Below are 24,736 nucleotides of genomic sequence, written 5' to 3'. Positions count from 1 at the left end.
CTGAACATGTTCAGGCGGGCGTCGCCGTTGATTTTGGGCCAAACAATCATGGCATCCCACAGCTTGACAACGAGCAAGCCACGTCAGGTTGATTTCTTTCTCGCGCTCCTGATGACAAACCAAGCGTGCGTCGCGAGCGTGGTGAGCAGGCCATAGTGTTTGACCATAATACGAAAACGCTCTTTCAGCGACGCCTGATGGTTCTTGGCTGTCATGCCTCCCTCCAAATAGTTCACCAACACCATGCCCACGTTTTTTAAACGCAAATGCCGGCGTTCGGCCTCTTGCATCACGCGGATGCACCAATCCACGTCTGCCGAGAAACGATACCGCAAGTCATAATGATTGTGCTTGGCAAGATCGGCGCGGGCGTAAAAAGACTGGTGGCACACTAACATGCCCCACTTGAACGATTTCCATGACAACTCTTGGGGCGGCTGCAAGTGTCGGTGACAAACAAAATGCCCCTCGTCGTTCACAATATCGGCATAGCCATAGAGCGCAGCCGGCAACTCCTCGCCATCGGCAAAACAAAACGACACACGTTCAAGGGTGTCACGCCCGGGAAACACGTCTCCAGCGTTGAGAAAGACGAGATAGTCGCCCGTAGACCGATCTATACCTTTGTTCATGGCATCGTAAAGTCCGCTATCAGGCTCAGAGACAACCTCCACGCGGCGCTCATTATCGACACTCGCGTTTTTTTCTTGATATGACCGCGCCATGACCATCGTTCCGTCCCTCGACATGCCATCAATGATGATATACTCCACATAAGGGTATGATTGCTCAAAGACACTGTCAAGCGTGCGGCGCAACTCGTGCTCGGCATTATATGTACAGGTGATAATGGAAAATGTGATCATAGGTCATAGTCTTTTAGCGCCAACGCTTGGTTATATACCTCGATGTATCTCAAGGCGACTGATTGTTGCGAATAGGTTTGACACACCTTCTGGATGGCTTGACGGCAGAGCGACTCATAATCAGACTCGAAGAGCACCCACCTAATTCCGCGAGCCAAATCATCGGCATCCTTATATATGGCAACGTATCCGTTCTTACGATGGTCTATCATTTCGGGTATGCCGCCCACGTTAAAGCCCACGCAAGGCAAGCCGCAAGCCATCGCCTCCATGATGGTGTTGGGGAGATTTTCGGACAGGGACGGCAAGACAAAAACATCGGCAGCGTTATACACGTCAACGATTTTTTTCTCCTCGTCGACATAGCCCAAAGGATAAACAGGCAGCTCCAAAGCTCCGGCAAAGTCTTCGGCACAGCCTCCCAATATGGCGACGCCCACACTCTGGCGCGTCTCGGGATATTGCGCCGCGAGTTTTTGGCAGGCCTCCACGAGATAGGACATACCTTTGTTCACATTGGTGACGCGCTGTGCCACAAACGCTATGAGCCGCTTGTCCAATGGCAAACGCAACGACCGTCGAGCCATCTGACGCTCTTGTCGGTAATAAACTTGCGTGTTCAACGGATTTGGAACACTTGTCACCACTTGGCCATCCATAAGCTTGCTACGCTTAGCCTCTGCCGCAAGCCACTTGCTGCACGCCACGAAAGAAATGTGATATTGTCGATAAAGTTTATACTTTTTCTCCCAAACGCGATAGGAAAGATCTCGTTTGGCACCTCCATGAGGTAGGTATGGGCAATGGTGGCAATGCTCCCTGAACCGTTCGCACCCGAGCGACAGATGGCAAATGCTCGACGTGGGCCACAAATCGTGCATGGTCCAAACCACGGGCTTGCCACTTTTAAGTATCTTTCTGATACCGGAGAGCGAGAGCATGCCTTGATTGATCCATGACAAATGGATGATGTCCGCCGCCTTGAACTCGGGCAGAGAGGTGATGTCTGAGCCAACATTGGCTATGTCTATCTGGAACAAATGTTGTCTATTGAAACGGAGATGCAAGAAAATACAAAAACGCTCCCACAAAAAACAAAAGCGGTGAAACCATGGATGGGGCAACCTCACCACATGGATGTTGTCGGTTTGCTTGTCGGCAACTACCATCTTTGCCTTGACTCCATTATTGTTCAACGCCTCCATCAACCGGCGGGTGGCCACGGCCGCCCCCCCGGAACGCTCACTTGTATTCACTAAGAGTACTCGCATGGGTATACAATCTTGTTGTCGCAAAGGTAATAAAAAGCTACGAGATAAGCGCCCACAATGCCGTTTAATATATAAACGGGGCTGTATGGAGCGCGTTTGCCTTGGCCATAGCGCCGCTGAAACTTGCCAACCATGATGGCGTCAATGTGCGCCAAGCAGGCAAAAAAAACGCTGTGTACGAACACAAACAATTGATTTGTGTCAAGAAAACAACCATAATAACGTCTTGGGCGTCCAACAATATTGCCATGCAAGAATATTTGCCGTATCTTTGCAACACCAAAAGGTTAATAGATTGTTTAGGTTAGTAGTAATAGATTTAGGTTTTTAGTTATTAGGTTTAAGGTAGATTTGATAGATTGTTTAACGGATGACAATGAAGGCCGGGAGGTTTTCATTTGATTAGAAAAAAATTAAAGTTAAACATAAAGATACGTTGAAGCTCGCTGATGAGTTTTAACGTATTTTTTTTTGAGCGAAAAAAGACACCCACATTGAGTGGGCGATCTTGTGGCGTTACGGTTTCTCTATCAGGCAAACAGCGTATGCCGCCATACCCTCCTGTCGCCCCACGAAGCCCATTTTCTCCGAGGTCGTGGCCTTAATGCTGATGGCATCCTCGTCGCATCCGATCGTTTGGGCCAGGCATGTTTTCATGGCTGGTATGTGCGGATTAATCCTTGGACGCTCGGCGCACACCGTGGCGTCGATGTTTCCAACCCGGTAGCCTTTTTCGGCCAGCAGCACCACTGTCTTTTTCAGAATGACCTTGCTGTCCATACCAAGCGTGTCGGCACTGGTATCCGGAAAGTGATAGCCAATGTCGCGCATGTTGGCGGCGCCCAAGAGGGCGTCGCAGATGGCGTGTATGAGCACGTCAGCGTCGCTGTGGCCCAACAATCCACGGTCATGCTCCAACCTCACGCCACCCAAGAACAGGGCCCTGCCTGTGGTGAGCTTGTGGACATCGTAGCCCATTCCTACCCTGATAGTCATATTGAGAAAGTTTTGTAAAATGATAAATTGAGTGGAATTTTATCGCCTGTTAAACAGGTCTTTGATACCGTCCATATCGAAGTTGAGCGTGAAACGAAGCGTTTGGTCCAATGGATTGCTCTTGGCCGTGGCGATGACATAGCCCGCGTCCAGCGAAAAAACGCTCATGCGGAAGCCCGCGCCCACCGTGAAATATTTGAGATTACCCTTGTTTTCGCTCTCATGGTGGTATCCGGCGCGCAGCGAGAACCGGTCATTGTAGGTGTATTCCACACCCGCGCTCCATCGCACTTCTTGCAACTCCTCCCTGAGACCGTTAGGGGCGTCGCCAAAACTCTTGAAGATACCATTGATGGAAGAGATGTCGTAATATTTTTTTTGGACATAGTCAGTATAGTCGTTGTAATTGCCTTTGTCGGGGGCTTCTTTGAATTGGTCTTCCGTGGGATAAGTGGGCACCAACAGTTTGTTGGCATCAGCCGCGATGGTGAAGCGATTATACTCGTCGATGGGTATCATCAAGGATGCGCCCAAGCGCAGGTTGGCGGGAATGAACTCACTGTTGTCGTCGCTGCCAAAATTGATTTTGCTGCCGACATTGGAGATGTTAAGCCCCAAACCTAATTGACACTCACGACTCCCAAGGTTAAGATAGTTTTGGTAATATGCCGACAAATCCGCCGCGAAAGCCGAGCCGGGAGCCGTGTCATCAGTGTAATTGTAGGTCAAATCAGAATAAATCCAACGCACGGCCGCACCAAGCGAGAAGTGCTCACTGAGCATTAATGAGTAGGCAACGTCTACCGACATTTCGTAAGGATGGATGGTCATGGCATCATCAGCCGTGCTTGTCATCACCTCGCCAAGTGAAAAATAGCGCAACGAGCCAGACACCGCGCTGTAATCACCGATACGATAGTAACCAGCGAGATAAGCCAAGTCTATATCGCTGACAAGCTGGCGGAGCCATGGGGTATAGTTCAACGCCACGCCGGCGCGACTTATTGAGAATGGATATTTGGCGGGGTTCCAATACTGCGAGGCCACGTCTGGGTCGGTAGCGACTCCCACGTCGCCCATGCCGGCGGCTCGAGCGTCTGGGGCAATGGTTTGGGACGTGACCGAAGCGTGCTCGGGATTGAACATGTCTTTCTTGTCTTGGGCGGACACGGAAAGGCTTATGGCGCAACACGCACAGACCATCCATATCTTAAAAAATGTGCTCATTGTCTGTTTTCGATATTATGTTTGTTTATAACAAACGCTCATTACGTCCTATTTATTGCTTATCACAACCAACTTCTTGGCCTTTGAGACTTGGGGGCTTCCATCACTGGACAGGCGCACCCGATAGAGGTACACGCCCGTTTGCAACCTGCTGCCATTGGCTCGCGTAAGATTCCAGTCGACGGTATAAGTGCCATCGGCGGCCGCTCCGGTCTCATGGTGTGTCCAAAGCAGTCGTCCACTCATGTCAAAAACGTCGATGGTGACATCCATGTCGCTTCCGCCCATGTCATGACTGATGATGAACGTGGTGGACTCGCGAGCGGGGTTGGTGGACAACGCCACGCTGGAGATGTTGGGGTGAAGAGCTTTCACCACCGTGAAATCGAGCGAGACGGTGGACAAATTATTTCTCGTGTCCCAAGCTCGAAATTCCAAGGAGTGGTGGCCAGGCTCCAATTGAGGGATGCTGAAAGTCACCTTGCCATCAGTGTAAGTGCCAAAATCTAATTTGAAATATTCGTTAAGGTTATAAGTTTTCGAAGCGTCGCCGTCAATGACAAGTTGCAAATCGTGCCCAATGCCATTGCCCGCCGTATTAATTCCTGACACATCGGACAACTGCGCCACAAAATAAGGCGTGACGTTCACTTGTCCGCCATTTTGGAATTCGGGCGTGTTTAGGTAACAATACACTTTGGGGCCCAAGGTGTCGGCAACCAGCGCGCCCGTTCCTCCAACCATGAAATGGTCGTCATACCCATGGGCCATGACATTGCGCCCATTGTTCACGGCGTAGATATTCATCAGGCCAGCTTGATCAGAATAGTTGATATCCATGGGCATGGCAAAAGAAAAGCTAAATCGACCGTTCCTCACGCTGTCAGAACCACTAAACAAGACTGTCGGCCTATCGTAAAACTCGAATGGCTCCTCGGCCTCCGCGCTGGCGTTCATCTTGCACGATACCAACTCGCGCGAGTCGTTCACGATGGCGGAAACCACACCATTAAAATTGGGGGCGTTGTCTATATGCCCACTTACCTTGACCATTTCGCCCGCCTTGAGACTAACATTAGCGGAAACGTCGGCCAACTTGACACCGTTGATAGAATCCACGATGACACGATGGGTGGGCAGGCACAACGATATGGCGGGGTCGCCAAGGAGCGCGTATTGCAACTTGTTGATGGTACGGTCATCGCCACTTTCAATCATCTCGTTTTTCGCCAAGCGCTGCGCCTCGCCCATGGTTGTGGGCTTTCCATTGTTTACATTGAGCACGTGCTTGAGAAAAGCCATGTTGATTTTCTTATTATAGATTTGAAAAACGGTGCGCATGGCTCCCCAAAATGCCACGGAGCCCCCTTGGGGATTGAGCACGGCAGACTCGCCAATGTTAGGTTGCACGCCGTCGAAAGGCATGATGCCACACGACGCCGTAATCCAAAGGGACAAACGCTTATTTTTTAGTTGCTCGAAATCTTTTATGCCAAGCACTTGCTCATGGGAAATCAAATCGAAGATTCCATGCCCACAATAGTCCATGATCAACGCTCCCTCGCGCTGCTGTTGCTTGAGAATCCTCCTAACCTCTGGATACCGATGGCCCACGGCGGACGACTCGCCATGATAAGCATCCCACATCACTTTCTTGATTTGGTAGCCAGGATATAGTTTGTCCACCATGTCGGCGGCTGAGTTCGCGTCTCTCATGTGTTGGTTGTTATCGCCATCGTCGCCCATGAAGACCAAGGTGTTCTGCCATCCTCCGGCATGGGTGTTGTTGACATAATCTATGGTTTTGTCCACCATCACCTTGGCTTCCTCGGGGGTTCTAACCGGAAAGCGTCCCACCGCCACGTCCAATTTGTCTTTTCTTTGAGGGTTCGCGCCCTCCCCATCGTCCAACAAGCAAAAGAAACCATCGTCCATATAACTAAACAAGTCGCTGAAAGAGTTCTCGCTCTCGAAACAAAGCAAGAAATCGTCCGGGCTGAACGACTTGCACTCAGGGGTAAGCATGCGGTTATCCCACACGCAATCGCCAAAGAGAAGCAAGTGGCGAGGCATGTCTTTTTCGGTTTGGGCGCGGTCGTAAAGCATTTTTAAATATCGGCGATAAGCGTTCGCGTCGGGCGTGCCACTTGAGAACTCGTTGAAAATTTCGTCTGCCGGCACGACACGTACACGCATCTTGTCATGCTTGGTATGGAAATCGGCAAGTCGTCGCGCCTGCTCCAACAGCTTTTGCGAAGTGGGTATTATGATCACCATGTCCGCCGCGCCGTGCGCATGAAGGTCTTGGTTGGTGATATTATGAACATATTCCGGCACCGGGAATGTGCCTTGAAGGTTGGGCGCCGGAACCTTTCCGCTCCATGCCATTGAGACATAATCCAGACGCGCGGGACCACCCGAGACGGTTTTTATCGTCACCGTGTCCGTATCGAGCAGGCGCCGAACATCGTACACCTTGGTAGACGCGTTGCCGTTTTCATGCTCTCCAATCATGATGTCTTGGGTGCCTATCAATCTGCCATTGAGCGCGATTTCCACCCGAGTGGGCACTCCAGCCGTGACGCTCACCGAGAGCTTACCCGTCTTGGAACCGCTCTTGTTTTCGAGAACCACTTGCTTGTATCGTCCCATCGAGATACCTTCTCTGTCAAACAGGTTTCGGCCACCGGGGTACCAACTATAGCCATCCACCTCATAAAGAGAGTGATAATCGGCCGCAGAAGGATAAAACGAGTCCACAAACGTTTTGGCGTCCACGTGCTTCGGAGCGTCATTCGCCTCTGTAAGAAAATAATAGCCATAGTCAGAATATGGGTTTCTGGTACGTATCGCAGCCTCGTTTCCAGCCCAACTCACAGGCCCTTTGGCGTGAAAAAGCCTTCGCCCCCCAACGACGCATGTAGGCACCTCCTTCAAGTCGTCAAGATTGCGCAAGTCAGCTTCCAACAAAGTTTCGTTCTGGAGATTGCCACCATAACCAAATACCTTCACCTTGTTTATATCCGAAAATCCTGCCTTGCGTATTAAAGCGTCTGTCAATTGGTACACTCCTGTGGCTGGCACCCTTATCTTCGCCCACTTTCCATGGGCCAACACCGAGTGCGCGGCATATCTTTCGGGCTTGCTCGTCCCGCGAGTCGCCATCGCCCCGCGTGTCATGTTGCCGGCTTGGGCCTTGGAGCTAACGCCCAGCATGAAGCTGACAAGCACTTGGTATTTACCCTCTCGATAAATCACGGGGCAAAATTCCACCTCCAACGCACCTTGTTTTCGGTTCGTTACAACTTGCTGCCTTATCTTGGGCAATGACATAGGGACGCTGTCTGACAAGCGACGAAACCTTGCCACGTCTGACGGCGACATGTCCATAAATTCCGGATAACGTATAAAAGCGGTGTAGACCGAGTCGGAAAAAGCTCCCGATAATGGTATAGAGCAAGCGAAAATGGGTAATTTTGTCCCTATCTTCACGTCCTCGGGAGAAAGGTTGTAAAATCGTTGCGCTTGCGCATTGACGCCCAAACACAACAACGATGACATGGCTATGAAACGAGAAAGTATATTCATGTTGATGCTGTTCATATAAAACGAAGAGGGCTTCATGGCATATGCGGCACGGGTATGGCCATTCGCGCGCCACATGTTGGCGCTCCACGCCTATTTGCAATAGCAGTCGAGCACCTTCCGATCCTCCAAATAGCCCTCCAAATGATCATCTACACGCACTGGCCCCACTCCCGCCGGGGTGCCCGTGAAGAGCAGGTCGCCAGTCTTCAAAGTGTAAAATTGGCTGATGTAGGCAATGACTTGATCCACTTTGTGGAGCATATCGCACGTGCACGCACGCTGCACAGTCTGTCCGTTGACGTCGAGGTGAAAGTTTATGCCCTGTATATCAAGGAACTCATTCTTGTCCGTCCACTCGCCAATGCAGGCGGCGCCGTCGAATCCTTTGGCCAAATCCCAAGGGTGCCCACGCTTTATCAACTCACGCTGCAACTCGCGGGCGGTGAAGTCTATGCCCACCGTCACCGCGTCATAATAGCGCGGGGCGAAACGCTCGGGCACCGTCTTGCCCAACTTGCAGACGCGAACCACCACTTCCGCCTCGTATTCTATTCTCCCCAAATGGTCTGGCACGAAGAACGGCTTGCCGTTTTTCAGCAGGCTCGAGTCTGCCTTGAGGAACACGACTGGCTTTTCTGTCTTTAATAACGTGCCTCGCATCTCTTTATTGTGCAAGGCATAATTCATACCAATAGCAAATATCTTCATCGTTAAACAACACGTTTAGCATGGTTAATTCAACTTGGGCAAACTTTGGGCCACTTCTTAATGGGCCACTATAAACTTCTTCACATCCCTGATATACTCCCCCCATGGCAAATTCTCGACATTCATTCCAACACGACGACCATCCACGGTATACACGCACCTGATGTCAAAAGTCGACACATTGACGCCTCTCAGGTCCATCCCTTCGTGCTCCAAGATATAGCTAAGCCATGCCCAAGCGTCTGTCTCGCCATAGTCTTCGTAGTTGGTCGGATAGGTAATCGACGCTTCGCGCCGATGGCATGTGGCCTCGAAAGCCTCCAAACAGTCACGCATGGTAAGCGTGGGTCCAGCTTCCAACCACAACGCGATGATGCCCCTCACCACTGGCGCGGCCATCGACGCGCCGCAGAAACGTCTCCAACCACAGGTTCTTTTGTTGAAAATGTAGGATGAGTGAGGTCAAATCCAATATCCTGCACACCGACAACAACACCTTTTCCCGTGTATTCTCGAGGAAAGTCAACACACGCATGGACCCTCGACGCGTTAACCATGACGGCCGTCGTGCCCAACTGGGCGATAGCTCCATGCCCCGTTTCTATGCGCATGACATGGCGATCGAGCGACAAATGTCCCAATCTTTCCAAAGGTATTTCCGCCACAAAGAATTTTCCGAAGCGCGCCCCAACTCTGCAACGGCTGGGCGCAAGAGGCCCGTCGCCTTCGCTATCCAATTGGACAAATGCCATGAGCGCCCCCCGCGCGATGACGAGGAGCGTGTGCCAGATGGCATGGACAGGCCGCGCGCGGCACTATAAGCTTTGCGAACGAAAGGCGACACCTTGCTCGACGTGCCACGCCGAGCGACAGCCATCAGTGCCAAGGCAACGACAAAAAGAAGAAACGACAAGCGTTCCATCCTCTATGAAATATGAGCGGACTCTTTGCAAAGATACTAAATTCTTTGACGTGACAGCGCGAGACGCCCCCCCAAAAAACATAAAAAACCATGGAAGTTTTTCCTTCCATGGTCTGTATATAACAAGGCGCGAACGCCTTAAATATTAGTCGGCTGCCAAACCGTAACGTTTGTAGTCCACCACTTGCAATCCTTTGCTCTGTTGGTTGAGCCACTGCGAAACGGTTATCTTGTCGCCATCGGCAAACTGGAACTCTTGGTCCACCAAGCAATTCTCCTTGAAGAACTTGGCCATACGCCCCTTGGCGATGTTCTGCACCATCTCCTCTTTGATATTGGCGGCCGCCGTTGCCGAAACCGTCTCACGGATTTCGCGAGCTTTCTTGGCGTCTTCCTCGGTGAGCCAGCCCTTGGCCATGTTCGATTCGATATGGTCGTCAGAGTCCACCAAATTGGAGTTGATACCAGCTTTCTTCAAAGCGACGTTCACTTGGCGCTCCACCTGCTCCTCCTTGGTCTTGGACACGGCCACCTTGAACTCCTCGTCCTTCACCTCTTGAGACACCGACTGCTCATTCAGCGCGATAGGTTTCATGGCAGCCACCTGCATAGCCACCTTGTGACCCGCGTCCTCATTAGCGTCGGAGAGTCTCACGAGGGTACAAAGCGTGTGGCGGGCCATGTGGTCATACGTGTAGATATTGCTTCCCTCGAGCACGTTGTATCCATCAAGCTCCATTTTCTCGCCCACAACGCCAGAGCGTTGAGTGACGGCGTCTGCCACGGTATTGCCGTCGGCGAGCTTAAGGTTTTTCACCTCATCCAAGCTCTTGGCCTTGGCAGCCACGGCAGCGTCGAGGATTTCTTGGGTCAAGGCGACATAGTCAGCGCCATTCGCTACGAAGTCGGTCTCACACTTCAAGCCGATGATCGCGGCAAAATTGTCACAGCTCTTCACGAGCACACAGCCGTTGGATGTCTCGCGGTCAGAACGCTTGGCGGCGATAGCCAAACCACGCTCACGCACGAGTTCCACAGCCTTGTCGATGTTGCCATCCGCCTCGGCGAGTGCCTTCTTGCAGTCTTTCATGCCAGCTCCGGTCATGGCGCGGAGCTTCTTGATATCTTCTATTGTAACAGCCATAATATGATTTAATCTTTTAATTTAACATTCTATATGAAAATGACAAGGTCTTGTGGTACACTTATAGAAGCGAGATCGCACCTATTTCATGCCACAAGACCCTACGCGTAGCGTTATTCAGCGGCAGGAGCCTCCTCTTCGGCGCGTTTAGCTTCCTCGGCCGCAACCTTGGTTTCCTCCGCTTTCCCAGCCTTGGCCTCTTGCTTTTCTTCCTCCGCGTTCTCCTTTACGTTGGCTGTTTTCTCAGCGACAACCTCTGTCTCGTTTTTGTCAGCGGATACCTCGGCGCCCTCTTGCTTACGGGCGCGACGAGAATGACGCTTGCCCTCGCCGGCCTCGTCAGCCTGAGCGGCGGCAGCCTTGTCGTCAGCCTTCTCGGCCTTGCGCTCCTGCAGGCCTTCAGAGACAGCCTCGCAAATTGCCGAGAGAATGGTCTCCACAGAGTCTTTGGCATCGTCGTTGGCAGGAATGACAAAGTCTATGTTGCGTGGATTAGAGTTAGTGTCCACGATTCCGTATACGGGAATACCAAGACGATTGGCCTCGCGAACAGCGATATGCTCTTTCATCACGTCCACGATAAACAAAGCGGAAGGCAGACGGGTAAGCTCGGCTATGGAGCCAAGGTTCTTCTCCAACTTGGCGCGCTGGCGATTTATCTGCTGGATCTCACGCTTGGAAAGGTTGGCATAGGTGCCATCGTTCATCAATTTGTCGATATTCGTCATCTTCTTCACCGCCTTGCGGATGGTGGGGAAGTTGGTAAGCATACCTCCGGGCCATCGCTCGGTGACGTATGGCATATTAACCGAGTTTGCCTTGTCGGCTATAATATCCTTTATCTGCTTTTTGGTGGCCACAAACAGTATCTTCTTGCCACTCTTAGCGAGGTTCTTAAGCGACTCAGCCGCCTCGTCAATCTTTACCACCGTCTTGTTCAAATCGATGATATGAATGCCGTTGCGCTCCATGAAAATGTAAGGGGCCATGGCTGGGTTCCATTTGCGTTTCAAGTGGCCGAAGTGACATCCGGCTTCCAATAATTGGTCAAAATTTGTTCTTGACATTGTTCTTTTCTTGTTTAAATTGTTTACTTTCTTTTTTAATTCTGTTAGAACCAATTGGCGAGTAGTCTTAAGAATCTCGTCAATTTAGATACTAAACGAGGGCTTCAATTAAAAATTCAAAATTTAAAACTCAAAATTGGGCCGCGCGTTTCATCGCGCGGCGATTCGAAATCATCAACATGCCGTCGCCATCTATCAAAAAACGAACCACGCGTCACGCCGCTTGGCAATTTTGACATTTGAATTTTGAACTTGCAATTGCGTTAGCGTTTGCTGAACTGGAATTGACGGCGAGCCTTGGGCTGTCCCGGCTTCTTGCGCTCAACGGCACGGCTGTCGCGTGTGAGGAAGCCGTGATCCTTGAGATTTTTCTTGTCCTCAGCGTTTATCTTCACCAACGCGCGTGCGATGGCCAAGCGCAAAGCTTGGCTCTGGCCGGTATAGCCGCCACCGTCCAAGTTGGCTTTTATATCATACTTTTCGGCAACTTCCAACAGCTCCAACGGCTGCTTAACCACGTATTGGAGGATGGCTGATGGGAAGAACTCCTTCAAATCTTTCTTGTTAATAGTGATCTTGCCAGTGCCCTCAGACAGATAGACACGAGCTACGGCGCTTTTACGACGACCAATTGCGTTAATAAATTCCATCTTTCTCCTTTATTATTTATACTGGTTAATATCAATAGCCTTGGGCTTCTGAGCCTGCATGTTGTGCTCCGAACCCTCAAAAATGTAAAGATTGCCCAACAAGGCGCGTCCTAAACGACCTTTAGGCAGCATGCCCTTGACGGCGTGACGAATGATGCGGTCAGCGCCATCCTTGCGCTTGCGCAGCTCCGCGGGCGTGTTGAAACGCTGGCCACCGGGATAGCCGGTATAACGAGTATAAATCTTGTCGGTTTCTTTCTTGCCGGAGAAAACCACCTTTTCGGCATTGATAATGATGACGTTGTCGCCGCAGTCTACATGAGGCGTGAAATCTGGCTTGTACTTTCCACGTATCAACTTAGCGACTTTGGAGCAGAGACGACCCACGATCTGGTCGGTGGCGTCAACTACCACCCACTCCTTATGCACCGTTTCCTTGTTGGCGGAAATAGTCTTGTAACTTAAAGTGTCCATTTTAAAAAATAAATTTTCTACTAAAAAACGTTTTTATTACCTGATAAAACAGAGACCTCACGGCGCCTCCAGTCTAAAAGAGACCATCCATGGCTTTCGCTCTGTCGCGCCATTGATTCACTAACCACGATGTCCGGCCAAAGGCATCGCTATTAACACAACGCGCAAGGGACTCTAAGCGTGCCCCAAAAATAATCGGTATGCAAAAGTACTTATTTTACAGATGACTAAACGATCAAAAACAACCAAAAAGCCAATATTTAAAAATTATTAACCCTTTTTAAAATTCTTAACGCGCAAATGTTGGCCTATATACTATCATTGCGCCAATGGCCACTCAACGATGGCAAGCGCACAAAAACCTTTTTTTTGCCCAAAACTGCACATTTGTTTCTTTTTTGTGTAACTTTGCACATGTTTTATTAACAATGACAATATGAGCAACAATTTATTGAAAGGCAAAAGAGGCATCGTCTTTGGTGCTCTCAACGAGAAATCCATCGCATGGAAAGTGGCCGAGCGAGCTGTCGAAGAAGGCGCCACCATCACTTTGTCAAACACGCCGGTAGCTGTCAGGATGGGCACCGTGAGCGCGCTTTCTGACAAACTGCATTGCGAAGTGATACCGGCCGACGCCACCAACGTGGAGGATTTGGAAAATGTTTTTCGTCGCTCCATGGAGGTGTTGGGGGGCAAGATAGACTTTGTGCTCCATGCCATAGGCATGTCGCCCAACGTGCGCAAGCGCCGCACCTACGATGATTTAGACTACAAAATGCTGGACACGACGCTCGATGTATCGGCCATCTCGTTCCACAAGATGATCCAGAGCGCCAAAAAGCTCGACGCCATCAGCGAGTACGGTTCCATCGTGGCGCTGTCATACGTGGCTGCCCAACGCACGTTCTACGGCTACAATGACATGGCAGACGCCAAAGCGCTGCTCGAGAGCATAGCCCGTAGCTTCGGCTACATCTACGGCAGGGAGCACCATGTGCGCATCAACACCATCTCGCAATCGCCCACAATGACCACGGCCGGGCAGGGAGTGAAGGGCATGGACAAGCTGTACGACTTCGCCAACCGCATGTCTCCGCTCGGCAACGCCACGGCCGAGGAATGCGCCGACTACTGCGTGGTGATGTTCTCAGACCTCACGCGCAAGGTGACCATGCAAAACCTGTTTCACGACGGCGGCTTCTCCAGCGTGGGAATGAGCCTGCGGGCCATGGCCACCTACGAAAAAGGATTGGACGAATACAAGGACGAGAGCGGCAATATCGTCTACGGATAAGCATTGCTTAGATTTGCAACTATAATGTAAGCAACTGTTACTTCATAGTCAAGCCATTCTAATCACTATGATTGGAATGGCTTTTTTAACTCCAAACTTGAAAATGGCGAGCATTGTTGTCACGTAAATCTTTTTTGAAAAATCAAAAACATAGGTTTGACCATTCTTGCCACGCGTCGCTTTTTGACGTTATCCTCTGTTTTATACAAAAATAATCGCGGCCAAGGGCAAAGTTCGTCACCTTGTCAGACACCCGGTTATTAGCTGGCATCGCACGGGTGTGGCGCCAGCGACGACTTGGCTCGTCACGTTCCCGCCGCATGCGCGCGGTGGCTTGAGACGGCATGCCATAAGGACAGAGCTTGATTATCCCGCTCAACATGGGGCAACACGGCTGCCGCCATGGCCAAGGGGATAACATGCGAGAGACGCGGATAATTTTGTTAGAAAACATTTGACAAAAAGCCTTACGAGCCTCGCGTATTCGCGAGCGGGCGCACGCTCGCCCTCAAATACGCCACGCATTTGAGTTTTTCGTAAAACGCATATCACCAATGACTTGTATGCAAAATATACGTTTGGATCGAGAAAAGTTTTCTGCATGCGTCGCGTTTAACGCCTAATCGCGCGTCGATTGGGCACCAAACGCGACGCGATCAAGACCGAGACACCACGCGTTCAAGGCTCAAGCGCAAAGCGATTAAGTATCGGCCGCGACACGGAGGCGTCGCAAGTCTACTCTCGCGACGCGCCATCGCACCCAAAAACAAAGGAAACGCTGCTAAAAAGAAGATTTCCCACATACGTTTTTTTGTGATTGTTTCCTGACAAATGGCAGCGCGCGGGCAACGCGCGAGCATGAATGGCAAGGGGCGCGTCGAACAAGGCGGCGCGAGGGTGAGAACGCAAGCGGCGACAGCCAAGCATGACAAGGTGAACTCGTCAAGATTGGACACCATCGCCACCAAGCTGGCGCGACCACTATATGGCGAGGGCGTAGCCGGCTCAAGAAGACCTCTCGAGACCGCGCCGGCGCAACATCCATATCTCCACGGAGTTGATGATGTTTTGCCAAAGTATGTAACACCCCGGTCCTACCGACGACAACGGATGCAAGAACGCCGTGGCAACCCAGATGGCGAAGGCCGTGTTTTTTTGTCCAAGGGCCTGGCCAGCCTCGTTGGTCTTGTCGAAACAATGGCCGACGCAACGACCCGTGGCAAACTGAACGACGCACAACACCAACCCCACGAGGGCTATCGACACGAGGAAGAAGGCCGAAGTGCGCTCCCAAGCCTCCCGAATGTTCATGGCCGTGGTGCCCGACACCACAACCAAGGAACAACCCCACATGTAATAACTGAGGTCTTTCACGCCAACGATACGGCGATGCAGCCCGCGCGCATAGTGCTTGACAAAATAGGCGAAGATCATGGGCAAGAGCAAAACAACGCTCACTTTCCACAAGATGCGAAAGAACAGGGGCGCGAACGCCATGCTGACCGTGCCGCCATTGGCCTGCGGAAGCAATGGAAAACAAAGGGGAATGAGCAGGGCCGAGATAAAATTGGAAAGAAATGTATAGGTGGTCATCTCCTCCAAGCTGCCTCCCAATTTAGCCGTTACCACAGGAGCGGCCGAGGCCGTCGGGCTGACAACGCAAACCAATATGGCCTCGAGCATGACCAACGCGCCGCCACTGACGCCCAAGCCAAGAATGACACCCACAAGAACGAGCGCGAAAACCATCTGCTGCGCGCCTATCCACAGATGCCATCTCACGGGCAGCAACCGACCGAAATCCACCTTGCAGAAAGTAACAAACAGCACGAGAAACATGAAATCGGGCAGCACGCTGTCGTTGTAAGGGGCGTACCACTCGCCGATGGGCTGCAAAAAAGGCACGAAGTGGAAAAGCAAGTAGACCACGATGCCTGTCGCAATGGCTAACGGCAATATCCAATTTCTTACAAATCTGATAACATTCATGGCATATTATTACAAGATAGCCAAATAGACACGACGGTCTACATCACGCCAATCCATCTTAAAACGTCGTTCAGATTGGCCACCACCATGAGCAATATCAATATGACGATACCGGCATACTCGGCGCGGATCATGATTTTCTCCGAGGGTTTGCGGCGCGTAATGATTTCATAGAGCAAAAATATCACATGCCCACCGTCAAGGGCTGGAATGGGCAGGATATTCATAAATGCCAATATGATGCTCAAAAAAGCTGTCATCCGCCAGAACATGTACCAATCCCAAGAAGCCGGGAACAAGTTGCCGATGGAGCCGAAGCCACCGAGGCTCTTCGCGCCGTCGGCCGTAAAGACGTACTTCATGTCGCTGACATAGCCCGAAAGGACGTTCCATCCATACTTGACGCCAGCCGGGAAGCTCGCCAAGAAACCATAAGTGACGTGCGTACTTTTGGACGCGTACATCTTGGCTATGCTTGGCACGGCAAAACCTAACTTCAAGTTGGGAGTGAGCGTCGTATGCAATGTATCGACACCAGCGCCTCCGGCCTTGGCCACGATGAGCGTGACGCGACGCAGATCAACACTGTCTTTGCGAGTCTTGGCGGCCGTCATTTGGTCCTCCACGCGCCCTATCTCGTCCATAAACTCGTTGTATGAGCCAATGGCCTTGCCATTGACGGAACGTATGGTGTCGCCCTTGGCCAATCCTATCTGGCAAGCTGGCGCCACGACAGAGACGCCGCCACCTTCCGTTACCGGCACACGGCGAAATACAGTATCGACGATAGCGGGGATGAATGGCTCGACAAACTTCGGCGTGGCCTGCAACATGTCCAACAGGTTGATATCGCCGGGAAGCGCGACACGCACCTTTTTGCCACCGCGGACGACATCCGCGTATTGGGCCTCGGACAGGTCGCGGTAAACGTCTATATTGAAGTCGCGGAAGGGCCGGATGTTTGTGCCAACAAGAATATCCTTGTCTTGGAAACCGAGCTTCTTGGCCTCGGCGCTAAACTTCATGCCCTCGGTCATGTTGGACATGCCCACATAGCTCTCGCCCCAATGGTACATAATCATGGAATAAATGAAAAGAGCCAGCAGAAAATTGACCGTAACGCCACCCACCATGATGATGAGACGCTGCCACGCGGGCTTCGTCCTGAACTCCCACGGCTGCGGTTCTTGTTTCAGCTGCTCGGTATCCATGCTCTCATCTATCATGCCGGCTATCTTACAATAGCCCCCAAGCGGCAGCCATCCTACGCCATACTCGGTGTCTCCGGCCTTAGGTTTGAAACTGAAAAGTTTTCCTCCCCACTTGCCAACGCTGACATCAAAAAAAACAAAGAACTTGTCCACGCGCACTCCGAAGAGCTTCGCCGCCAACATATGACCGCCCTCGTGCAAAAAAACAAGCAGGGATATGGACAAAATGAATTGGAGGAGCTTGATTAAAAAGATTTCCATTGCGTTAAATTGTTTATTGTAAGCATTATTTATCTACTTTCACGACACAAAAAAGAACGTATAAAGTTTGGAGGAACAACAATTCCTTTGACTTGTGAAAAGTGTTAAATAATAGTCAATTAATTGTTTTTATTAAGAATCTTGGTCGCTATGTTTCTGGCCTCCTTGTCTGTTTGGAGATAGACATCGAGGTCTGGATTACTGTCAAAAGTGGCTTCTCGCATGGTTTGTTCTATGATATCCGCCATGCCCAAGAACGTGCACGCGCCGCGTCTGAATGCCGCGTTGACCACCTCGTTGGCCGCGTTGAGCACGCACGGCATGTTACCCCCACGGCGTATGGCCTCGTAAGCCAAGGCCAAACATTTGAATTTGTCCATGTCCGGCTCGTAAAACTCCAATGTTCGGGTTTTGAACAGGTCGAGCTTGTCACCTTGCGATGACAGGCGTTGGGGATAAGACAGGGCATACTGGATAGGCAAGCGCATGTCCGGAACGCCCAATTGCGCTTTCACCGCGCCATCCTTGAACTCCACGCCGCTATGCACCACGCTCTGCGGATGTATCAGCACTTGTATCTTCTCGGCCGGCACGCCAAAGAGCCACTTGGCCTCCATCACCTCAAAGCCCTTGTTCATCAGCGTGGCGGAGTCTATCGTGATCTTCGCGCCCATGTCCCACGTGGGGTGACGCAAGGCGTCTGCCGCGGTGACGCCAGCCAACCGGTCGAGCGAGTGGAGCCTGAACGGTCCGCCCGAGCAGGTCAACAATATTCTCTCCACCTCGTTCATATCCTCGCCCACAAGGCATTGGAATATGGCACTGTGCTCCGAGTCCACGGGCAGCAGGTCCACATGGTACTGGCGCACGAGGTTCAACATCAGCTCTCCGGCCACCACAAGCGTCTCCTTGTTGGCCAAAGCTATCTTCTTGCGAGCCTTGATGGCTTGGATGGTGGGGACCAATCCGGCAAAGCCCACCATCGAGGCGATGACCACGTCGATAGCGTCAGACTCGACAACTTGGCTTAACGCATCCGCCCCGGCATAGACCTTGATATCCGGTTTGTCGGACAACAAATCCGTCAAAAGCTCGTAACGCTCCTCGTTGGCAATGACCACGCAAGCCGGATTGAAGCGGCGAGCCTGCTCGGCGAGTTTCTCCACGCTGTTGTTTGCGGTCAGACAGTAGACCTCGTAGCGGTCTGAGTGTCGCGCGATGACATCGAGTGCCTGCGTGCCTATTGACCCTGTGCTGCCGAGAATACATATCTGTTGTTTCTTCATTATATTGTTTTGATTGTGCCATTCCATACGCCACGACTATAAATCGAGCAGTCCTTGAGGTATGTTCATGGCAATGACGCGCGTGTTATTGTCCACTTTGGTGATGAGACTGGCATCTGCCGGGATCAGGATTTCCCTGCCATCATTGGCCGCCACCTCAAACAAGACGTTGACAGTGCTGTCGTCCACGCCTTTGACTACGCCCACAGGCTTGTGCGTTTGGGCGTCGAGGATTTTGTATCCCACGATTTCTGACCAACTCAGATGGCCGGCATCGTCCCCGGAACGTGTCCTTTGAAAAAAAACATCACAACCCGAAATCTCACGCGCTTGCATTTGAGTGTCGATGTCTTCAAACTTAAGCAATGCCACTTCGTTACTCTTAAAACGATATTCTTCTATAAAAAAAGGAACAAAAATGCCATCAAGCTCTATTAAAAGATGGTCGGCCTCCACCCTGTCGAACACGTCGTCGACAAACCGAAACGTGATTTCTCCCCTCACGCCATGTGGCCTTTCCAATTGGCCTATGCGGTAAACGTCCTCCCTTTTAATCATCCACACGAGATATTTTGGCTCCCAATTGATTGAGCCTGTACTCTATATCCTCATACCCACGGTCTATTTGGGCGATGTTTTCGATACGGCTTACCCCGTCGGCGCCCATCGCGGCTATGAGCAAGGCGATGCCGGCGCGAATGTCCGGACTTGTCATCCTGCCGGCTCTCAACTTGATGCGGTGGTCCTGGCCTACCACAACAGCCCTGTGTGGGTCGCAAAGGATGATTTGGGCGCGCATGTCTATGAGTTTGTCAACAAAGAAAAGCCTGCTCTCAAACATCTTTTGGTGTATCAAGACCGAGCCCCGCGCTTGCGTGGCCACGACCAACAGCACAGACAAAAGGTCTGGCGTGAGCCCTGGCCAAGGTGCGTCCGCCAATGTCATAATGGTGCCGTCAATAAAGGATTCCACCTCGTAGTGACTTTGATGAGGTATGAAAATATCATCGCCATCCACCTCTATTTTAACGCCAAGACGGCGGAAAGATTGTGGGATTACGCCCAAATTTCTCAATGACACATCTTTCACGCGTACGCCATTGCCCACCATTGCCGCCATGCCTATGAACGATCCGACCTCTATCATGTCTGGCAACAGGCGATGCCTCGTGCCGTGAAGGCTTTTCGTGCCGACAATGGTGAGCAGGTTACTGCCTATCCCACTGATGACGGCCCCCATGCCATTAAGCATATGGCAGAGCTGTTGCACGTATGGTTCGCAGGCCGCGTTGTAGATGGTGGTCACGCCATCGGCCAAGACGCTGGCCATGATGATATTGGCGGTGCCCGTCACAGACGCCTCGTCCAACAACATATAGGTGCCTTTCAAGCGTTTAGCCGTGATGTGATACACATTGCGTTCAGGGTCGTGGACAAAATCAGCGCCTAACTCTTTAAATCCCAAGAAATGGGTGTCAAGCCTCCTTCGCCCTATCTTGTCCCCCCCCGGCTTGGCCACAATGGCTCGCCCAAAACGTCCGAGCAACGGCCCTATAAGGAGCACCGACCCCCGCAACGACGAGCATTTCTTGACAAATTCAATACTGTCAAGGTAGTCGAGGTTTAGCGCGTCGGCTTGGAACGTATAGTCATGCCGACTGTTTTTGACAACTTTCACGCCAATATCCTTGAGCAAACGAATGAGGTTGTTAACGTCGAGAATATCGGGGATATTTGATATTCTTACCGGCTCATCCGTCAACAACGCGGCACTGACGACCTGTAGCGCCTCGTTTTTGGCGCCCTGAGGGATGATGGTGCCGGACAATTGATGCCCCCCCTCGATGACAAAAGACTCCATAGGCTATCTCTTTCTACGTTTTCTATCGTTTTCGCGGACCGAGATCTTGTCAAACTTAAAGTTTCCAAGGTCTATCCGCACCCTCCCGTCCGTATAGCGAGCCAAGTCGTCCGCCACCTTTTCGTCGCTGCAACCGTGGCTCCATTGCATGAGGTCGCGTTTCATCTGGTTAGCCGTCAGCCTGACCAAGGCGTCGTATTCCTCGCCCTCGGGCATGGTTTTGAGCTTGTCGAAGAGCTCGAACAACATGCGTCCATAATGGCGCACCGAAATCTTGTCGTTGGGATAAACCATTGGTTCTGGCTTTGTGCCAATAGATTTGGCTTGTGACACATCATAAGGCCAATCAATATCGAGCTTAAAATCGCTCATCAAGGCTAAATGATCCCACAGTTTCTGTCTGTAGTCCGCGCTCTCCTTGATTTGCGGGAACATGCGTTCCATGGTCATGACGATGGTCTCGGCACAGCGCTGGCGCTCTTCTTTATCCTCCAGCGTCAACGCGTAGTTCACCATATTTTGTATTTCCCGGCCATATTCCGGCAACACGAGCTTTTCTCGTTGGGTATTGTAATCCAATCCGTCTATATTCATAAGTATTGTTATTTTGCCTTTATCAAGGGAGAAATGAGACTTTATTTTCGCTCAACGACCTTTCGTCACAAAGTCGACGTGACGCCTTACAACAATTTACGCGGTTGTTTAGCCACGAAATCCTTTAAATAGAATGGCACAAAATAGGCCACGTCCTCAAACCTTTCGTCGGCCCACCGCTTTTCCGCCAATGGCAACATGTTCTTGGCCAACGCCTCCACGCCGTCTATGAAACGGGCGTTGGGATGGCCTATGGCATCCTTGCATTTACGAGCCCCATTGCCAAAGAAATAGACCGGGGCCTTATCCAAGAACTCCCTGTACGTATCCGCGTCCACGACATCAGCGTGAATGGGCCTAACCTCTTTGAGAGAGCGGTCAAAAAGCTGCGCGTAGACCTCCATCCTGCGAGCGTCGAGCATGGGGCACAACAACGCGTTTTCCTCCTTTATCCTCTCCTGAAGCAGCACCGGCACACACAACAGCGACAACGTAGGCACGCTGATGAGCTTAACGCCACGTCCATAGCACACGCCCTTGGCCATCGAAACGCCAATGCGAAGCCCCGTGTACGAACCAGGACCGGAGCTTACCGCCACCGCGTCCAACGGTATGGCGTGGTTGTCAACGTATGACAAAGCCTCGTCGACAAACGTGCCGAGCCTCTCGGCATGGTTAGGGCCAGAATGGTCTTCTTGCTCAAAAATGCACGCGCCATTGTCGCTTACGGCAACAGAGCACACGTTGGTGCTCGTATCAATATGCAATATACAAGACATAACTTTTTCCTCGTTTACTATCGAATAATATTAATAAATTGCAAATTTACTCTTTTTTCCTGCATTTTTTGTATTTTTGCAGAAATTTAACTTGCAAGAAACTATGATACTATCAATGACCGGTTACGGCAAGTCTGTCGTAACATATAGAGACAAGAAAATCAACGTTGAGATAAAATCATTAAATAGCAAGTCCTTGGATCTTTCCGTTCGCATAGCTCCGCTTTACCGGGAGAGAGAGATGGAGATACGCCAAAAACTTGCCGCAGGGCTCAAGAGAGGGAAGGTAGACTTTTCGATTTGGATCGAAAAAAGCGACCTTGTAGACGCCACTCCCATCAACGCCTCGCTTGTTGAGAATTATTACAACCAGATAAAAACCATCTCCGAGCGCACCGGCATACCCGAGCCAACCGATTGGTACGCCACGTTGCTACGCATGCCCGACGTGCTTCTCAAGACAGACGCCGAGCAACTTGACGACGAGGAGTGGGGCATGGCGAGCCAAGCCATCGACAAAGCCTTGGCCGAGACGATAGACTTCCGCCGCCAAGAAGGCGCCGCCCTCGAGAAAAAGTTCAACGAAAAAATTGCCAACATCAGCCGGTTGCTCCAAGAGATAGAACCATTCGAGGCAAGCCGAGTGCCCAAGATAAAAGAAAATATCATCAATGGGTTGAGGCAAATACCCGAAGTGGATTACAACAAAAACCGGCTCGAGCAAGAACTCATTTACTATATCGAGAAGCTTGACATCAACGAGGAGAAACAGCGACTGGCCAACCACCTTAAATATTTCAGCGAGACCATGGCCGAAGAGCAGCCCAACGGCAAAAAATTAGGCTTTATCGCCCAAGAAATGGGACGCGAGATAAACACCACCGGCTCTAAAAGCAACCAAGCGGAAATGCAAAACATCGTGGTAAAGATGAAGGATGAGTTAGAGCAAATCAAGGAGCAGGTACTCAACGTGCTATAAACACACCCGCCCCAACCATCGCCATCCTCACCCGGGCATCATCGACACCATACGACAACGGTCACGGTGCCCGACATCAAACCACCCATCCACCCTTCACATCATAGACTATGAACTCCAACAACACGCCAAACGCCAAACTCATCATCTTCAGCGCACCCAGCGGAAGCGGCAAAAGCACCATCGTCAATTATCTCATGCGCGAGCACCCCGAGTTGCGCCTGGCATTCTCCATATCGTGCACCAACCGAGCCCCGCGTGGCACCGAGCGACATGGCGTGGAGTATTTCTTTCTTTCGACCGATGAGTTTCTGTCCAAGATAGACGGAAACGAGTTCTTGGAGTACGAGGAAGTTTACCCCGGCCGTTTCTACGGCACATTGAAATCGCAGGTCGAGAACCAGCGCGAGAAAGGCCAAAACGTTGTGTTTGACGTAGACGTGAAAGGAGGTTGCAACATCAAGGACTATTACGGCGACCGCGCGCTAAGCGTATTCATTCAGCCGCCATCCGTCGACGAGCTGCGCCGCCGCTTGGAGGGACGGGCCACGGACGCGCCAGACGTAATCAAGCAGCGGCTGGACAAGGCGGCCTACGAAATGACCTTCGCCAACCGTTTTGACCGCGTCATTGTCAACGACGACCTTGCGAAAGCCCAAAAAGAGGCCTATGGGATAGTCAGCGAGTTTTTAAAAAAATAGTTGTCTTGCGCCTTGTCATCCATCGGCAGGCACCCAGCTTTATATTTATCCACACGCTTATGAACGACATCGCGCCGACATCGCTCGCCACACGCGCCACCACCCACGACAAGAGGTTGCGCACGGGGGTGTTCGGCGGCAGCTTCAACCCCATTCATGTGGGGCACATTGCGTTGGCGCGCCAAATACTCCAAGCGGCCCATTTGGAAGAGGTGTGGCTCATGGTCTCGCCTCTCAACCCCTTCAAGACCAACGACACCCAACTTTTAGACGACCGCGCGCGACTCGATCTCACAAGCCGCGCGCTCGCCACAGAGCCAACACTGAAAGCCTCCGACTACGAGTTCCACCTGCCCAAGCCTTCTTTTACGTGGAACACGCTCAAGCACTTAGCCTCCGACTATCCGGAACGCACATTCGTCCTTATCATCGGCGCCGACAACTGGCTGGCATTCGACCGCTGGGCCGAACCACAATACATACTCTCGCATCACGAGATAGCGGTCTATCCACGCAAGGGCTATCCCATAGATCGCTCCAAGCTGCCTCCCAACGCGCACCTCGTCGACACACAGCTCTACCCTCTAAGCAGCACAGAGATAAGGCGTCGCGTCAAGGCGAGACAGCCCATAGACGGTTTAGTGCCTGACGCCATCTTGCCAATGGTGCAAAAACTGTATCGGTAAGCACACACCTTTAGAATGTAAAGACACATTGGCAAATCTCCATTTTTTCAAAATAATATCACAAAAAAAGCATCCTCCACAACCTGTCTTTTAGCGCGAAAAAAATCAGTTTCTTGGCAATTTCTCGCCATTATGGGCACCTCGATTTTGTCGACAAACCACGAACGCTATCCAATCGCGCC

23 protein-coding genes are annotated in these 24,736 nt (G+C 51.3%); 5 read left to right on the top strand and 18 right to left on the bottom strand.

Annotated features, from left to right (window positions below):
- Positions 1-83: 83 nt before the first annotated feature.
- The 7 genes from HMPREF1640_RS02095 to HMPREF1640_RS02060 form a co-directional block, all read right to left on the bottom strand.
- Complete coding sequence (locus tag HMPREF1640_RS02095) at positions 84-866, bottom strand: glycosyltransferase family 2 protein (protein WP_036891991.1); 783 nt, start codon at positions 864-866, stop codon at positions 84-86.
- A complete protein-coding gene (locus tag HMPREF1640_RS02090) occupies positions 863-2,137 on the bottom strand; it encodes a glycosyltransferase family 4 protein (protein WP_036891989.1) in 1,275 nt (424 codons plus the stop codon). Before HMPREF1640_RS02090 ends, HMPREF1640_RS02095 begins: the two co-directional genes overlap by 4 nt.
- 516 nt (positions 2,138-2,653) lie before the next feature.
- On the bottom strand, positions 2,654-3,133 hold the full coding sequence (ispF, locus tag HMPREF1640_RS02080) for a 2-C-methyl-D-erythritol 2,4-cyclodiphosphate synthase (RefSeq protein ID WP_036891985.1): 480 nt from the start codon (positions 3,131-3,133) through the stop codon (positions 2,654-2,656).
- A 39-nt stretch (positions 3,134-3,172) separates the two neighbouring features.
- Entirely contained in the window at positions 3,173-4,336 is a 1,164-nt protein-coding gene (gene porV, locus HMPREF1640_RS02075) for a type IX secretion system outer membrane channel protein PorV (RefSeq protein WP_231565817.1), read from the bottom strand.
- A 72-nt stretch (positions 4,337-4,408) separates the two neighbouring features.
- Positions 4,409-7,948 carry a type IX secretion system sortase PorU gene (gene porU, locus HMPREF1640_RS02070; protein ID WP_036892011.1) on the bottom strand — a complete coding sequence of 1,180 codons (3,540 nt, stop codon included), beginning with the start codon at positions 7,946-7,948 and terminating at the stop codon, positions 4,409-4,411.
- A 90-nt stretch (positions 7,949-8,038) separates the two neighbouring features.
- A complete protein-coding gene (locus HMPREF1640_RS02065) occupies positions 8,039-8,656 on the bottom strand; it encodes a fumarylacetoacetate hydrolase family protein (RefSeq protein ID WP_036891981.1) in 618 nt (205 codons plus the stop codon).
- A 57-nt stretch (positions 8,657-8,713) separates the two neighbouring features.
- The gene (locus HMPREF1640_RS02060) at positions 8,714-9,055 is read right to left on the bottom strand and encodes a hypothetical protein (RefSeq protein WP_036891978.1); all 342 of its coding nucleotides are present in this window, start codon (positions 9,053-9,055) and stop codon (positions 8,714-8,716) included.
- 53 nt (positions 9,056-9,108) lie between these two features.
- Here HMPREF1640_RS02060 and HMPREF1640_RS02055 point away from each other — a divergent pair, with 53 nt between their 5' ends.
- Complete coding sequence (locus tag HMPREF1640_RS02055) at positions 9,109-9,477, top strand: hypothetical protein (protein WP_036891976.1); 369 nt, start codon at positions 9,109-9,111, stop codon at positions 9,475-9,477.
- Between the two features lie 246 nt (positions 9,478-9,723).
- Here HMPREF1640_RS02055 and tsf read toward each other — a convergent pair whose 3' ends face one another.
- From tsf to rplM, 4 genes are all read right to left on the bottom strand, one after another.
- Positions 9,724-10,722, bottom strand: a complete 999-nt coding sequence (tsf, locus tag HMPREF1640_RS02050; protein WP_036891973.1) for a translation elongation factor Ts — start codon at positions 10,720-10,722, stop codon at positions 9,724-9,726.
- A 113-nt stretch (positions 10,723-10,835) separates the two neighbouring features.
- Positions 10,836-11,789 carry a 30S ribosomal protein S2 gene (gene rpsB, locus HMPREF1640_RS02045; protein WP_036891971.1) on the bottom strand — a complete coding sequence of 318 codons (954 nt, stop codon included), beginning with the start codon at positions 11,787-11,789 and terminating at the stop codon, positions 10,836-10,838.
- Between the two features lie 263 nt (positions 11,790-12,052).
- Positions 12,053-12,439 (bottom strand): 30S ribosomal protein S9, encoded by a 387-nt coding sequence (gene rpsI, locus HMPREF1640_RS02040; protein ID WP_036891969.1) that lies wholly within the window; start codon positions 12,437-12,439, stop codon positions 12,053-12,055.
- A gap of 12 nt (positions 12,440-12,451) precedes the next feature.
- Positions 12,452-12,913: a 50S ribosomal protein L13 gene (rplM, locus tag HMPREF1640_RS02035; protein ID WP_036891967.1), complete on the bottom strand. Its 462-nt coding sequence runs from the start codon at positions 12,911-12,913 to the stop codon at positions 12,452-12,454.
- 436 nt (positions 12,914-13,349) lie between these two features.
- Between rplM and HMPREF1640_RS02030 the strand changes: the two genes are divergently transcribed.
- Positions 13,350-14,207, top strand: a complete 858-nt coding sequence (locus HMPREF1640_RS02030) for an enoyl-ACP reductase (RefSeq protein ID WP_036891965.1) — start codon at positions 13,350-13,352, stop codon at positions 14,205-14,207.
- Positions 14,208-15,212: 1,005 nt separating this feature from the next.
- On the opposite strand, the gene HMPREF1640_RS02015 is transcribed toward HMPREF1640_RS02030, so the two are convergent.
- The 7 genes from HMPREF1640_RS02015 to tsaB form a co-directional block, all read right to left on the bottom strand.
- Positions 15,213-16,196, bottom strand: a complete 984-nt coding sequence (locus HMPREF1640_RS02015) for a transporter (protein WP_036891958.1) — start codon at positions 16,194-16,196, stop codon at positions 15,213-15,215.
- 38 nt (positions 16,197-16,234) lie between these two features.
- A complete protein-coding gene (gene rseP, locus HMPREF1640_RS02010; protein WP_036891955.1) occupies positions 16,235-17,668 on the bottom strand; it encodes an RIP metalloprotease RseP in 1,434 nt (477 codons plus the stop codon).
- A 119-nt stretch (positions 17,669-17,787) separates the two neighbouring features.
- Positions 17,788-18,954 (bottom strand): 1-deoxy-D-xylulose-5-phosphate reductoisomerase, encoded by a 1,167-nt coding sequence (locus tag HMPREF1640_RS02005; RefSeq protein ID WP_036892010.1) that lies wholly within the window; start codon positions 18,952-18,954, stop codon positions 17,788-17,790.
- Between the two features lie 36 nt (positions 18,955-18,990).
- The gene (gene rimM, locus HMPREF1640_RS02000) at positions 18,991-19,512 is read right to left on the bottom strand and encodes a ribosome maturation factor RimM (RefSeq protein ID WP_036891952.1); all 522 of its coding nucleotides are present in this window, start codon (positions 19,510-19,512) and stop codon (positions 18,991-18,993) included.
- The gene (gene murA / locus HMPREF1640_RS01995; protein ID WP_036891950.1) at positions 19,505-20,815 is read right to left on the bottom strand and encodes a UDP-N-acetylglucosamine 1-carboxyvinyltransferase; all 1,311 of its coding nucleotides are present in this window, start codon (positions 20,813-20,815) and stop codon (positions 19,505-19,507) included. Before murA ends, rimM begins: the two co-directional genes overlap by 8 nt.
- Before the next feature lie 3 nt (positions 20,816-20,818).
- Positions 20,819-21,409, bottom strand: coding sequence for a DUF4290 domain-containing protein (locus HMPREF1640_RS01990; RefSeq protein ID WP_036891947.1), 591 nt, complete (start codon positions 21,407-21,409; stop codon positions 20,819-20,821).
- Between the two features lie 86 nt (positions 21,410-21,495).
- Positions 21,496-22,188: a tRNA (adenosine(37)-N6)-threonylcarbamoyltransferase complex dimerization subunit type 1 TsaB gene (gene tsaB / locus HMPREF1640_RS01985; protein WP_036891946.1), complete on the bottom strand. Its 693-nt coding sequence runs from the start codon at positions 22,186-22,188 to the stop codon at positions 21,496-21,498.
- A 103-nt stretch (positions 22,189-22,291) separates the two neighbouring features.
- Here tsaB and HMPREF1640_RS01980 point away from each other — a divergent pair, with 103 nt between their 5' ends.
- The 3 genes from HMPREF1640_RS01980 (at position 22,292) to nadD (ending at position 24,554) form a co-directional block, all read left to right on the top strand.
- Positions 22,292-23,167, top strand: coding sequence for a YicC/YloC family endoribonuclease (locus HMPREF1640_RS01980; RefSeq protein WP_036891944.1), 876 nt, complete (start codon positions 22,292-22,294; stop codon positions 23,165-23,167).
- A 110-nt stretch (positions 23,168-23,277) separates the two neighbouring features.
- Entirely contained in the window at positions 23,278-23,868 is a 591-nt protein-coding gene (gmk, locus tag HMPREF1640_RS01975; RefSeq protein WP_036891942.1) for a guanylate kinase, read from the top strand.
- A 59-nt stretch (positions 23,869-23,927) separates the two neighbouring features.
- Complete coding sequence (gene nadD / locus HMPREF1640_RS01970; RefSeq protein WP_052051665.1) at positions 23,928-24,554, top strand: nicotinate (nicotinamide) nucleotide adenylyltransferase; 627 nt, start codon at positions 23,928-23,930, stop codon at positions 24,552-24,554.
- Positions 24,555-24,736 lie beyond the last annotated feature (182 nt).

This window comes from Prevotella sp. S7-1-8, assembly GCF_000758925.1.
Lineage (GTDB): Bacteria > Bacteroidota > Bacteroidia > Bacteroidales > Bacteroidaceae > Prevotella.
The sequence above is the reverse complement of the archived record's forward strand: the minus strand, read 5'-3'. Positions and strand labels throughout refer to the sequence as shown.

Bases quoted from the DNA above. Each gene is read 5' to 3' on its own strand.
- HMPREF1640_RS02095 (WP_036891991.1), bottom strand. From the start codon at position 866: ATGATCACATTTTCCATTATCACCTGTACATATAATGCCGAGCACGAG.
- HMPREF1640_RS02090 (WP_036891989.1), bottom strand. From the start codon at position 2,137: ATGCGAGTACTCTTAGTGAATACAAGTGAGCGTTCCGGGGGGGCGGCC.
- ispF (WP_036891985.1), bottom strand. From the start codon at position 3,133: ATGACTATCAGGGTAGGAATGGGCTACGATGTCCACAAGCTCACCACA.
- porV (WP_231565817.1), bottom strand. From the start codon at position 4,336: ATGGTCTGTGCGTGTTGCGCCATAAGCCTTTCCGTGTCCGCCCAAGAC.
- porU (WP_036892011.1), bottom strand. From the start codon at position 7,948: ATGAATATACTTTCTCGTTTCATAGCCATGTCATCGTTGTTGTGTTTG.
- HMPREF1640_RS02065 (WP_036891981.1), bottom strand. From the start codon at position 8,656: ATGAAGATATTTGCTATTGGTATGAATTATGCCTTGCACAATAAAGAG.
- HMPREF1640_RS02060 (WP_036891978.1), bottom strand. From the start codon at position 9,055: ATGGCCGCGCCAGTGGTGAGGGGCATCATCGCGTTGTGGTTGGAAGCT.
- HMPREF1640_RS02055 (WP_036891976.1), top strand. From the start codon at position 9,109: ATGAGTGAGGTCAAATCCAATATCCTGCACACCGACAACAACACCTTT.
- tsf (WP_036891973.1), bottom strand. From the start codon at position 10,722: ATGGCTGTTACAATAGAAGATATCAAGAAGCTCCGCGCCATGACCGGA.
- rpsB (WP_036891971.1), bottom strand. From the start codon at position 11,789: ATGTCAAGAACAAATTTTGACCAATTATTGGAAGCCGGATGTCACTTC.
- rpsI (WP_036891969.1), bottom strand. From the start codon at position 12,439: ATGGAATTTATTAACGCAATTGGTCGTCGTAAAAGCGCCGTAGCTCGT.
- rplM (WP_036891967.1), bottom strand. From the start codon at position 12,913: ATGGACACTTTAAGTTACAAGACTATTTCCGCCAACAAGGAAACGGTG.
- HMPREF1640_RS02030 (WP_036891965.1), top strand. From the start codon at position 13,350: ATGAGCAACAATTTATTGAAAGGCAAAAGAGGCATCGTCTTTGGTGCT.
- HMPREF1640_RS02015 (WP_036891958.1), bottom strand. From the start codon at position 16,196: ATGAATGTTATCAGATTTGTAAGAAATTGGATATTGCCGTTAGCCATT.
- rseP (WP_036891955.1), bottom strand. From the start codon at position 17,668: ATGGAAATCTTTTTAATCAAGCTCCTCCAATTCATTTTGTCCATATCC.
- HMPREF1640_RS02005 (WP_036892010.1), bottom strand. From the start codon at position 18,954: ATGAAGAAACAACAGATATGTATTCTCGGCAGCACAGGGTCAATAGGC.
- rimM (WP_036891952.1), bottom strand. From the start codon at position 19,512: ATGATTAAAAGGGAGGACGTTTACCGCATAGGCCAATTGGAAAGGCCA.
- murA (WP_036891950.1), bottom strand. From the start codon at position 20,815: ATGGAGTCTTTTGTCATCGAGGGGGGGCATCAATTGTCCGGCACCATC.
- HMPREF1640_RS01990 (WP_036891947.1), bottom strand. From the start codon at position 21,409: ATGAATATAGACGGATTGGATTACAATACCCAACGAGAAAAGCTCGTG.
- tsaB (WP_036891946.1), bottom strand. From the start codon at position 22,188: ATGTCTTGTATATTGCATATTGATACGAGCACCAACGTGTGCTCTGTT.
- HMPREF1640_RS01980 (WP_036891944.1), top strand. From the start codon at position 22,292: ATGATACTATCAATGACCGGTTACGGCAAGTCTGTCGTAACATATAGA.
- gmk (WP_036891942.1), top strand. From the start codon at position 23,278: ATGAACTCCAACAACACGCCAAACGCCAAACTCATCATCTTCAGCGCA.
- nadD (WP_052051665.1), top strand. From the start codon at position 23,928: ATGAACGACATCGCGCCGACATCGCTCGCCACACGCGCCACCACCCAC.